General features: G+C 66.7%; 9 protein-coding genes and 1 pseudogene. 3 read left to right on the forward strand and 7 right to left on the reverse strand.

The genetic code is table 11. From position 1 onward, the window contains the following. Positions 1–15: 15 nt before the first annotated feature. Entirely contained in the window at positions 16–918 is a 903-nt protein-coding gene (cysM, locus tag ABWW33_RS08010) for a cysteine synthase CysM (protein ID WP_353400680.1), read from the forward strand. 84 nt (positions 919–1,002) lie between these two features. Here cysM and ABWW33_RS08015 read toward each other — a convergent pair whose 3' ends face one another. The 5 genes from ABWW33_RS08015 to ABWW33_RS08035 all read right to left on the reverse strand — a co-directional run bounded on the left by ABWW33_RS08015 (position 1,003) and on the right by ABWW33_RS08035 (position 6,837). Next, positions 1,003–1,341, reverse strand: coding sequence for a hypothetical protein (locus ABWW33_RS08015; RefSeq protein ID WP_166107892.1), 339 nt, complete (start codon positions 1,339–1,341; stop codon positions 1,003–1,005). Positions 1,342–1,772: 431 nt separating this feature from the next. Continuing rightward, the gene (gene mltB / locus ABWW33_RS08020; protein ID WP_176655093.1) at positions 1,773–2,900 is read right to left on the reverse strand and encodes a lytic murein transglycosylase B; all 1,128 of its coding nucleotides are present in this window, start codon (positions 2,898–2,900) and stop codon (positions 1,773–1,775) included. Then, positions 2,891–4,924 (reverse strand): transglutaminase TgpA family protein, encoded by a 2,034-nt coding sequence (locus ABWW33_RS08025; RefSeq protein ID WP_353400682.1) that lies wholly within the window; start codon positions 4,922–4,924, stop codon positions 2,891–2,893. Before ABWW33_RS08025 ends, mltB begins: the two co-directional genes overlap by 10 nt. Beyond that, positions 4,921–5,910 (reverse strand): DUF58 domain-containing protein, encoded by a 990-nt coding sequence (locus ABWW33_RS08030; RefSeq protein WP_353400684.1) that lies wholly within the window; start codon positions 5,908–5,910, stop codon positions 4,921–4,923. The genes ABWW33_RS08025 and ABWW33_RS08030 overlap by 4 nt, the downstream gene beginning before the upstream one ends. Positions 5,911–5,916: 6 nt before the next feature. Beyond that, entirely contained in the window at positions 5,917–6,837 is a 921-nt protein-coding gene (locus ABWW33_RS08035; RefSeq protein WP_176655096.1) for an AAA family ATPase, read from the reverse strand. A gap of 84 nt (positions 6,838–6,921) precedes the next feature. On the opposite strand from ABWW33_RS08035, the gene ABWW33_RS08040 reads away from it, so the two are divergent. Further along, positions 6,922–7,848: a histone deacetylase family protein gene (locus tag ABWW33_RS08040; protein ID WP_353400686.1), complete on the forward strand. Its 927-nt coding sequence runs from the start codon at positions 6,922–6,924 to the stop codon at positions 7,846–7,848. A gap of 54 nt (positions 7,849–7,902) precedes the next feature. Here the strand turns inward: ABWW33_RS08040 and ABWW33_RS08045 are convergent, their stop codons facing one another. Then, positions 7,903–9,888 (reverse strand): OPT family oligopeptide transporter, encoded by a 1,986-nt coding sequence (locus ABWW33_RS08045; protein WP_353400688.1) that lies wholly within the window; start codon positions 9,886–9,888, stop codon positions 7,903–7,905. A gap of 132 nt (positions 9,889–10,020) precedes the next feature. Between ABWW33_RS08045 and ylqF the strand changes: the two genes are divergently transcribed. Next, entirely contained in the window at positions 10,021–10,971 is a 951-nt protein-coding gene (gene ylqF, locus ABWW33_RS08050; protein WP_176655099.1) for a ribosome biogenesis GTPase YlqF, read from the forward strand. A gap of 98 nt (positions 10,972–11,069) precedes the next feature. On the opposite strand, the pseudogene ABWW33_RS08055 reads toward ylqF, so the two are convergent. After that, positions 11,070–11,342 (reverse strand): annotated as a pseudogene (locus tag ABWW33_RS08055) (DODA-type extradiol aromatic ring-opening family dioxygenase); the annotation flags it as partial. Positions 11,343–11,462 lie beyond the last annotated feature (120 nt).

An 11,462-nucleotide genomic window follows, 5' to 3' on the forward strand; every position in this document is an offset into this window, starting at 1 on the left:
TGAAGATAGAACACGATGGCTTACAAGACTCTGGAAGACACGATCGGCAACACACCGCTGGTGCAGCTGACCCGGTTGCCCGGCGCCGATGCGCTGGCCCGCAACAATATTATTCTCGGCAAGCTCGAAGGCAATAATCCGGCCGGCTCGGTCAAGGACCGCGCCGCCATGTCGATGCTCAAGCGCGCGGAAGAGCGCGGCGACATCAAGCCCGGCGATACGCTGATCGAGGCCACCAGCGGCAACACCGGCATCGCGCTGGCGATGGCGGCCGCATTGCGCGGCTACAAGATGCTGCTGCTGATGCCGGAGAACCTGAGCATCGAGCGGCGCCAGAGCATGGCCGCCTACGGCGCGCAGATCATGTTGACGCCCAAGACCGGCGGCATGGAGTACGCGCGCGACATGGCCGAGCAGCTGCAGAAGGACGGCAAGGGCCGCATCCTCGACCAGTTCGGCAACTTCGACAACGCCCGCGCCCACTACGAGGGCACCGGTCCGGAAATCTGGCGCGACACCGAAGGCCGCGTCACCCACTTCGTCAGCGCCATGGGCACCACCGGCACCATCATGGGCGTGTCGCGCTACCTGAAGGAGCAGAACCCGCAGGTGCAGGTGATCGGCGCCGAGCCGGAGGAGGGCTCGTCGATCCCCGGCATCCGCAAATGGCCGGAAGCCTACCTGCCGAAAATCTACGAGCGTTCGCGGGTGGACCAGGTGGAATCGGTGTCGCAGGCGGCGGCCGAACGCATGGCGCGCCGGCTGGCGGCCGAGGAAGGCATCTTCTGCGGGATTTCGGCGGCGGGCGCCTGTGAGATTGCGCTGCGCATTTCGCAGACGGTGGAGAACGCGACCATCGTGTTCATCGTCTGCGACCGCGGCGACCGCTACCTGTCGACCGGGGTATTTCCGGCTTAAGGCGCGGCTAAGGCGTGGCGTAAAGCATTACTTCCCTCGCCCCCCGAGTAAGGGGGAGGGAGTGCAAGCAGGACAACGGCTCGATCAGCCTTGGCCGCCGCCTGGTTCGCCTTCTTTAGGCTTGAACTGCTTGTCGCTGATGCGGAACTTGTTGCGGCGGTCGCCCATCAAGTAACGCAGGTCGCGGATGCTCAGATCGCTCACCTCGTGCATGCGGATCAGCAGCGAGGCGCCGACCGGCAGGCGGTGGTGGCGGATCTTGCTGATCACCGGCGGCGCCACTTCCAACGCGCGCGACAGGGCCGCGTCGTTTTTCAGGCGCAGGTTCTCGATCAGGGTATCGAGCAGGCGGTTGGGATTGTATTGCAGCAGATCATCGCCATCCGCATCGTTGTTCATATCTATGCCGACTTGGTTTGTCATGATTTCGTCTTTTCCTTCTGATAAAGTTGTCCTGCAAAGTACAACACTCGGAGCTCGCTTTGCTGCGTTAATGTTCATCCTTACCAAGGAACGAATTCAAACACGGACACGGATTCCGGGATAACAAGTTTCATAATATATACACAATTCTACAACAACACGCCATCTAATACTCATAAGCAATAAAAAAACCTGATTGCCCATAGGGTATTGTTGTCCGGTTGCAACATTGTGTGAGAATTATACACCCACTCATATGATATGCTGAGAGTGCACACTTTTGATTAACTGATAAAGTTAATTATAAGATAATTTTGTTGTAAGCGCGCTGACTTTTGCCGGCAATTATCACAAGTGTGGACAAATAATTTCCGAGTGTCAACTAAACAATACAAGCAGCAAAGCCGCGCAACAAGGCACTTTACGCTTCCTTACAATCCGCCCCGGGCCAGACGCACCGCGCGGCCCAGCTCCACCACCGACATCGCGTAGAAATAGCTGCGGTTGTATTGAGTGATCGCAAAGAAATTGTTGTTGGCCAACCAGTATTCCGTCGGCTCGGCGCCGTTTTGCAAGTCCACCAGGCCATAGGTCTGTTGCTCCGGCACCGGGATGGCGGTGGTCACGCCGGCCGCCGCCAGCTCCTGCGCCGGGTATTTGGCGCTCAGGCCCTGGTTGATCATGCGTTCCCAGGCGCGGTTCGGCGACACGCTGGCCGAGTACACCAGCGGGCCGCCCTTGTCGCGCTCCCAGCCGTGGCCGGCCAGGAAGGCCGCCACGCTGCCGATGGCGTCGGTGCTCGAGCCGAGCAGGTCGACCTGGCCGCTGCCGTCGAAATCCACCGCATACTTCATCACGCTGCTGGGCATGAACTGCGGCATGCCGATGGCGCCGGCAAACGAGCCGCGCAGCGACAGCGGATCGATGCCGTTCTGGCGCGCGAACAGCAGGGTCGCTTCCAGCTCGCTGCGGAAGAAGGCCATGCGCTCGCTGCGCTGCGGCGCTTCCGGATAGGAGAACGCCAGCGTGGTCAGCGCGTCGATGACGCGGAAGCGGCCCGTGTTGCGGCCGTACACGGTTTCCACGCCGATGATGCCGACCAGGATTTCCGCCGGGATGCCGTACAGCGACTCGGCCCGCTCCAGCGCCTCGCGGTTGTCGTTCCAGAACTTGACGCCGCCGTCGATGCGCGCCGGATCGATGATCAGCCGGCTGTAGGCTTGCCAGTTCTTCGGCTTGCCCGGCGGCGCCGGCTTGACCAGCTGCACCGCCGAATCGACGTAGCGCACCTGGCCCATCAGCGTGTTCAGCGCGGCGCGGTCGAAGCCGTCGCGGCCGGCCACGTCGTCGAGGAAGGCGCGCACGTCCTTCCACTCGCCGAAGTTGACGAACTCGCCGACGTAGTCGATCGGCGGCGGGCCTTTCTTCTTGACCACGGCCGGCTTCTTCTTTGGCTGCATGCTCGGCGGCAGCTTGTAGCCGTAGGGATCGACGGCGGCGGCCTGGCCCAGGGTGGCGGCGCCCAGCAGCAGGGCGGTAATCAGAGTCTTCATCGGCATAGAGGTAGCAGTGTTTTCAGCGTCGTTAGCGACGATGATCGTGGTTCGGCCCCTGCCGCGCTGTACTTCAGCGTACCGTACAGGGATAAAAATTGTTCCATGGCCGCGTGTTTCTCCCCGCTGGCCGGCATCGCGCGCAGCCGCGCCGCGTAAGCGTGCGGCCCTTCGTCCGCGCGGCGCGCATAACCGTGGCGCGCCTGCTGCCGGCAAAAGGCGTCGTACAGCCCGTCGAGCGGATCGGCCGGGCGCCGCTGCCGCCGCCAGCGTAGCCCGTACAGCAGGGCGCACACCAGCGCCGCGCCCAGTGCGCTGCGCCAGTTGGCGAAGGCCGCGCCTAGTTCTTCAAGGAAACTTCGCTGCCTATCTGGATTGTAATCCAGGACCCATTGATTCCAAGAATTATTCAACGCGGCATAGTTAAATCTGAGTTGCGCCAGCCACGAATTGGGATCGTTTTGCAAGTCGATCAAGGTGCCGAGGCCGAAGGCGGAGGTCTGCGGCAGCGCGCGCGCCAGGTTTTGGGCGATGCGCTCGGGGGCGACGGCGCCCGTCGGGTCGACGCGGCGCCAGCCCCGGCCGGGACTCCAGTACTCGGCCCAGGCGTGGGCGTCGGACTGGCGCACGGTGACGTAGCCGTCGACGGGATTCAGTTCGCCGCCCTGGTAGCCGGTCACCACCCGCGCCGGGATGCCCATGGCGCGCATCAGCACCACGAAGGCGCCGGCGTAGTGCTCGCAGAAGCCGGCCTTGCTATTGAACAGGAACTCGTCGACGGCGTCGCGGCCCAGCAGCGGCGGCTGCAGCGTGTAGCTGTAGCCGCCGTCGTGGAAGCGCTGCAGCAGCTGCTGCGCGAGGGCGGCCGAATCGGCGGCCGGCAGCGGCGGCAGGGGCGTGCCGGACGCCGGATCGGCATGACGCAGCTGGCGCGCCAGCGCCAAGGTGCGCGGATTGAAGCCGGCCGGCAGTTCGGTCCAGCGCGCCATGCGCCGCGGGTCGTCGTCGGCCTGGATGGTGAAATCGGTCCAGGCGGTGGTCTCGTAGCGTACGCGCTGGGTGAGCGGATCGGTGGTGAAGAATTCCAGCTCGTCGGAATCGCGCACGCGGTAGCCGGCCAGCTTCAGTTCCGGGCCGCTGAGCTCCAGCGCCGCCAGCCAGCGCGTGTTGCCCGGCTCCAGCGTGACCTGCAGCCGCAGCGGCTTGCCGCGCATGGCGATGGCGATCTCCTGCCGCAGCTGGCCGCGCCGGCGCGGCACGCGGGTCCAGGTGCGGCCGTCGTAGTCGCCCAGCACGATGCTGCGCCAGTACAGCAAATGCTTGGGCGGCGGCAGGTCGTCGAGGAAGCGCGCGCGGAAGGCCACCGCCTCCGATTGCGCCAGCGACGACAGCGTGCCCGGCGCCATGCTGTCGGAAATGCCGGTGTGGCCGGTGTGGGCGTCGCCCGGCAGGCCCCACAGCGGACCCTGGATGCGCGGGAAGCCGAAGAACATCAGCACCGCCAGCGGCGCGGCCAGCACCGCGATCCTGGCCGCCATGCGCAGGCGCGCGGCCAGCGGCGGCACGGCGCCGGTGTACTGGAACGACATCTGCGCCGTCAGCAGCACGATCAGCGTGGCGCCCATGCACAGCGCGGTCAGCATCGTCTGCGAATAGAAGAAGTTGGTCAGCAGGACGAAGAAGCTGAGGAACACCACCACGAACAGGTCGCGTTTGGCGCGCATCTCCAGCAGCTTGAACGCCAGCAGCAGCGCCAGCATGGCCACGCCGGCGTCGCGCCCCAGCAGCGTGTGGTAGCTGCGCCAGACGCCGGCCATGGCCGCCATCGACACCGGCAGCAGCAGCCACAAGGGCGGCATGCGCTTGCCGCGCCAGGTCAGCGCGGCGCGCCACAGCAGCGTGCCGCAGACGGTGGCGGTGATCCACGCCGGCAGGTGCTCGAAGTGCGGCGCCAGCACCATCAGCGCGGCCGCCAGCAGCAACAGCGTGTCGGACTTGTCGCGCGGCAGATGGCGCAACCAGGACATCATGATGCGTGCCCGAACAGCGCCAGCGCGCGCAGGCAGGCCGCCTGGTGGGCGTCGCCCAGCGCCGGGCCGTATTCGTGCTGCGCCAGGCGGAAGGTGTAGGGCAGGGCGCGCTGCTCGGCCTCCAGCACCCAGCGCGTCATGCGCGACAGCTTTTGTTCCAGCTCCATCTGCAGCGGCAGCTCGGCGAAATCGAGGCACAGCTCGGCCACCGCGCCGCCGTCGAAATGCTTGGTCACCAGCTGCCCGCCCAGCGCCGGATCGTGGCGCGCGATCTGGCGCCAGGCCAGGTGCCGCATCGGATCGCCCGGCTGGTAGCTGCGGATGCCGGCGAAGTTATCCAGGCCCACGGTGCCGTGGCCGTCCTCGCTGGCCGCGCCGCTCGACGGCAGCGGCTGCGCCGGCGTCTCCGGCGCCGGATACACCAGCACCTTCAGGTCGGGCCGCCAGTAGCTCCACGCGCGGAACAGGCCCAGCGGAAAGCGGGTGACCAGGCGCACGCGCGGCGCCGCCAGCCAGCCGCGCTCCGCGCTGGCGGCCGACAGCCGCACCGCGCTGCTGCCGCCGGCGAGTACGTCGGTGGCCTGGCGCGGCTCGCCGTCGGCCTGGAAGCCCAGCCAGACGGCGTAGCGATCGCGCTTGCCGCGGTTGTTCAGGTGCAGCTCGAACTGCGCCTCCTCGCCGGCGAACACCGGCTGCGCGCGGCCCGGCGCCAGCTGCAGCATGGCCAGGTTCTTCGCGGTCAGGTACATGTCGGCCACCGCGCAGGCGCCGGCAAAGAAGGTCAGCGCGAAGCCGAGGCCGAGGTTGTAGTTGAGCGCGCCGATCAGCATCACCAGCAGCAGGCCGCAGAAGGCCAGGCCGGGGCGGGTCGGCACGATGAAGACGCGGCGCATCGTCAGCGTCACCACGCCCGGCTCGCTGTCCCGCAGCTGGAACAGCCACTTGTCGCGGGCCTTGCGGTAGAGACTTTGCAGCGGCGCGGCCATGGCTGCCTAGACGGGCACCGATTTTTGCAGCTGCAGCACCAGATCGCGGCTGGCCAGCGCCACGCCGTGGGCCGACTTCAGCGGCCGCAAACGGTGGGCGCACACCGGCACCAGCACCGCCTGCACGTCCTCCGGCAGCACGTGGTCGCGGCCCTCCAGCGCGGCCCAGGCGCGCGCCGCCTGCAGCAGCGCGATGGCCGCGCGCGGGCTCATGCCCTCGGCGAACAGGCCGTTCTGGCGCGACGCGGCGGCCAGCGCCTGCACGTAGTCGATCAGCGCCGGCGACGCGTGGATGCGGCGCAGCTCCTGCTGGGCGGCGGCCAGCTCGGCCGGCGTCATCGCCGGCTTCAGCGACTTGAGCAGCACGCGGCGGTCCTCGCCCATCAGCAGCGCGCGCTCGGCGGCGGCGTCCGGGTAGCCCAGTGAAAGGCACATCAGGAAGCGGTCCAGCTGCGATTCCGGCAGCGGAAAGGTGCCGATCTGGTGGGTCGGGTTTTGCGTGGCGATGACGAAGAACGGCTCCGGCAGCGCGCGCGTGACGCCGTCGGCGCTGACCTGGCGCTCCTCCATCGCCTCCAGCAGGCCGGATTGGGTCTTCGGCGTGGCGCGGTTGATTTCATCGGCCAGCAGCACCTGGGTGAAGATCGGGCCCGGATGGAACACGAAGCCGTTCTTTTCGCGCTCGTAGATGGAGATGCCGTTGACGTCGGCCGGCAGCAGGTCGCTGGTGAACTGCACGCGGTTGAAGCGCAGCCCCAGCGACAGCGACAGCGCGTGGGCCAGCGTGGTCTTGCCCACGCCCGGCACGTCCTCCACCAGCAGGTGGCCGCCGGCCAGCAGGCAAGTGAGCGCCTGGCGGATCTGCAGGTCCTTGCCGACGATGATGTGGCCCACCTGCCGTGCGACGGCGTGCAATTTTGTGTACATGGTATGTGTGGTAGATTAGCGCTTACCGGATTCTATGCGAGAAACTGCGCAGAGGATACAGATTGATCCGCAGTACAAAATACCATGACCACAGCCATCTACAGCCATCCCGATTGCGCCCGCCACGACATGGGCGACTGGCACCCCGAATCGCCGGCGCGCCTGCAGGCGATTGCCGACCAGCTGATCGGATCGCACATCAGCGACCTGCTCGAGCACCGCGAGGCGCCGCTGGTGCGGATCGAGGACCTCGAGCGCAACCATAGCCAGAACGCCATCGCCATCGTGCGCGACAACGTGCCGGCGCCGGGCGACACCTATCCGATCGACGGCGACACCTCGCTCAACCACTACAGCTGGCTGGCCGCGCAGCGCGCCGCCGGCGCCGCCGTGGCCGCGACCGACGCCGTCATCGACGGCGAGATCCAGAACGCCTTCTGCTCGGTGCGCCCGCCCGGCCACCACGCGCGGCCGGTCGAGCCGATGGGCTTTTGCCTGTTCAACAACGTCGCCGTCGCCGCCAAGCACGCGCTCGACGCGCGCGGGCTGGCGCGGGTGGCCGTGGTCGACTTCGACGTCCATCACGGCAACGGCACCGAGGAAGCGCTGATCGCCGAGCCGCGCGCGCTGATGGTCAGCTTCTACCAGCACCCGTTCTATCCCTACTGCGAGCCGGAGCCGATCACCGAGCGCCTGGTCAACGTGCCGGTGCCGGCGCACAGCAAGGGCGACGTGGTGCGCCGCGTCGTCACCGAGCAGTGGCTGCCGGCGCTGCATGCCTTCAAGCCGGAGATGATCTTCATCTCGGCCGGCTTCGACGCCCACCGCGAGGACGACATCGGCGGCATGGGCCTGGTGGAGGCCGACTACGCGTGGATGACCGAGCAGGTGATGGAGGTGGCGCGCCTGTACGCCAAGGGCCGCATCGTCAGCTGCCTCGAAGGCGGCTACAACCTGTCGGCCCTGGGCCGCAGCGTGGTCGCGCACCTGAAGGCGCTGGCGGAACTCTGACGTAAAAAAAGCCGCCCGGCGGAACGGGCGGCTTCTGTGCTTGGCGGATGCGGATCAGGCGTTGACGGCGCGGCCGTTGTTGGCCGACCAGCGGTACAGGCCCCAGACCACGGCGACGCCGACGACCAGCGCGATGATCATCGTGTGCGCCTCGCTCAGCGAGTTGGCGATGGCCAGCGGCTCGCCCTTGCCCGACACCACGATCAGGCCGGCCAGCGCGACGTTGAACAGGCTCTCGCCGACGATGAAGCCGGACATCACCAGCACGCCCAGGCGCTTGGCGGTGTCGCCGCCGACCTTGTGCTCCATCGCGCGGTCGAACAGGTAGCCGGTCACGGCGCCGATGCAGACCGGCGTGATCACCGCGCTCGGCAGGTAGATCGCCAGGCCCACGCCCAGCGGCGGCAGGCTGTACTTGCCGTTGCTGGATTTCTTCAGGCCGTAGTTGATCAGCACCAGCAGCAGGCCGACCAGCGCGCCGTAGCCCAGCAGGTCCCAGCGCAGCTGGCCGCCGATGACGCCTTTGGCCAGGGTAGAGATCAGCAGCGCCTGCGGCGCGGCCAGCGGCTGGTCCGAGATCGAATTGAGGTTGGGCGCGCCGACGAAGCCGTTGGCGTGATTGAGCAGCTCCAGCACCGGCGGCACCACGCACGACCCGGCGACCACGCCGATCAGCAGGCCGACCTGCTGCTTCCATGGCGTGGCGTCGACCAGCTGGCCGGTCTTCAGGTCCTGCAGGTTGTCGTTGCCGATCACGGCGACGGCCAGCACCACGGTGGTGACGAACAGCGCGTAGGCGATCAGCGCCTGCGCCACTTCCGGGCCCATGACGCTGCGGCCGACCATGCCCACGCTCAGCGCGGCGCCGAGGATGGTCAGGATGGCGATGCCGGACACCGGCGAATTGGAGGAACCGATCAGGCCCGCCATGTAGCCGCAGACGGCGGCGGCGAACATGCCGGCGATCAGGATGTAGCCGATGCCGACGGCCACCAGCGGGAACGCCAGCGACGCCAGCGGGCCGCCTTGCAGGAAGCTCGCCAGCAGCCAGCCGGCCGGCACCATCGACAGCAGCGTGACCAGGCCGACCACGAAGATCGGCAGATCCTGTTCGGTGCGATCGAGCACGCCGCCGTTGGCCTTGGCCTTGCGCGACGACTCCATCGCCGACTTCAGGCCGCCGAGGATGGGCTTGGCCAGGCCGGCCAGCGTGATGATCGCCGCCATGCCGATCACGCCGGCGCCCATCATGCGCACTTCCTTGGACCAGATGCCCAAGGCGTGGCCGGCGGCGTCGACGCCTGCGGCGGCCGGCGTCAGGGACGTCATCAGCGGCACCATGATGCCCCAGGCGATGACCAGGCCGGCCAGCATCGCGACGCCGACGGTGATGCCCATCAGGTGGCCGGCGCCGATCAGCGCCAGCGAGCTCGATGCGCCGATGCCGGTGGCGCCCGCGCCGGTGCGGAAGTAGATCGACACTTCGCCGGCCATCAGCTTGACGGCGGCGCCGGCGGCGAAGACGGCCGAGGCCACGCTGCCCCAGATCACGGCCCACAGGCCGGCCTTGCCTTCGGCGGCGCCGGCGCGCGAGGCCATGCCGACCTTCAGCACTTCGGCCGCGGCCACGCCTTCAGGGTAGGGCAGGTCGGACTGCGACACCAGCGCGCGGCGCAGCGGCATCGTGTACATCACGCCCAGCACGCCGCCGATGGCGCAGGCGCCGAAGGTCGGCCAGAACGGCACCTTGGCCCACCAGCCCACCATCAGCAGGCCTGGCAGCACGAAGATCACCGACGCCAGCGTGCCGGCGGCCGAGGCGATGGTCTGGACGATGTTGTTTTCCTGGATGGTGGCATCCTTGAAGGCGCTGAGCAGCGCCATCGAGATGACGGCCGCCGGGATCGAGGTGGCGAAAGTCAAACCTACTTTCAGGCCGAGGTAGACCTGAGCCGCCGTAAACACCAGCGTAATCAGAATGCCCAGAATAATGCCGCGAAGAGTGATTTCCTTCGGGTTGGACGGTGCAGCTATGCTCATCTTCAGCACTCCGGTTTGATAAATGGTTGTTTATATAATCAGAAAAATCGAAAAGCGACCCATGATATCCGAAGTCCGGACGGGGCTGCGGGTAAAATAGCGGATTGTCAGAACGATTTTGAAGGTCAGAGCATGTCGATACAATGGTACCCGGGGCACATGAACGCCGCCAAGAAGAAGGCGGCGGAGCAGATGGAGAACACCGATCTGGTAATCGAGGTGGTCGACGCGCGCCTGCCCGAGGCCAGCACCAATCCGATGGTGGAGGAGCTGCGCAAGTTCCGCCAGCGTCCATGCCTGAAAATCCTCAACAAGATCGACCTGGCCGATCCGGCCGCCACGGCGGCCTGGGTGGCGTACTACAACGCGCAGGAAGGCGTGACCGCGTTCGCGATGACGACCAAGAAGCCGGCCGACGTGGCCCGCGTGCCCGAGCTGGCCAAGCAGCTGGCGCCGCACCGCGGCGTGCCGACCAAGCCGCTGCGCATCATGATCATGGGGATACCCAACGTCGGCAAGTCGACCTTGATGAACGCGCTGCTGAAAAAGCGCGTGGCCAAGGTCGGCGACGAGCCGGCGGTGACCAAGCAGCAGCAGAAGCTGTACCTGGACAAGAACACCATCCTGGTCGACACACCGGGCATGCTGTGGCCGAAGATCGCGCTGCCGAGCGACGGCCTGATGCTGGCCGCCAGCCATGCGATCGGCTCGAACGCGCTGATCGAGGAAGAGGTGGCGGTGTTCCTGGCCGACGAGCTGTTGAAGCACTACCCGCAGCTGCTGGTGGCGCGCTACGGCTTCAAGGAGATCGAAACCTTCGACGGCATCGCCGTGGTGGAGGGCGTGGCGGCCAAGCGCGGCTTCCGCCAGAAGGGCGGCGACCTCGATTTCGAGAAGGCCTCGCACACCTTCCTGGGCGACTACCGCAGCGGCATCCTGGGCCGCATCTCGCTGGAGACGCCGGCCACGCGCAAGGAGAGGCTGCAGATCCACGAAGCCGAGATGGCGGTCAAGGCCGCCGAAAAAGCCGCCATCGCCGCCGCCAAGGCCGAAGCCTACGCCAACGGCAAGCGCGGCTCTTAAAGATCCGGGGTCAGATCCGACATTTGGACACGAGCTCTGCCGTAATCGCCATTACGGCAGAGCTCGTGTCCAAATGTCGGATCTGACCCCGGATCTGTTTAGCCGAAGCGGAAGCTGGAGACGGCCAGCGATCCCATGAACGCGTCTTCGTGGTAGGGCACGGCCGCCGCTTCGTCTTCGGCCGCGCCCAGCGCCACCATCAGCGGCAGCAAATGCTCCTCGCGCGGATGCGCCATGCGCGCGGCCGGGGCTTTTTCCCATTCCAGCAGCTGCGCGCTGCGCTCCTTCGGCGGCAAGGCCATCGTCGCCCTCAGCCAGCCGTCGAACGCGTGCGAGGCCGCCGCGCCTTGGGCGTTGAAGGCGCGCAGGTTGCGGCATTAGGGTCAGATCCGACATTTGGACACGAGCTCTGCCGTAATCGCCATTACGGCAGAGCTCGTGTCCAAATGTCGGATCTGACCCCGGATCTGTTTAGCCGAAGCGGAAGCTGG

This window comes from Duganella hordei (assembly GCF_040369125.1).
Lineage (GTDB): Bacteria > Pseudomonadota > Gammaproteobacteria > Burkholderiales > Burkholderiaceae_D > Rugamonas > Rugamonas hordei.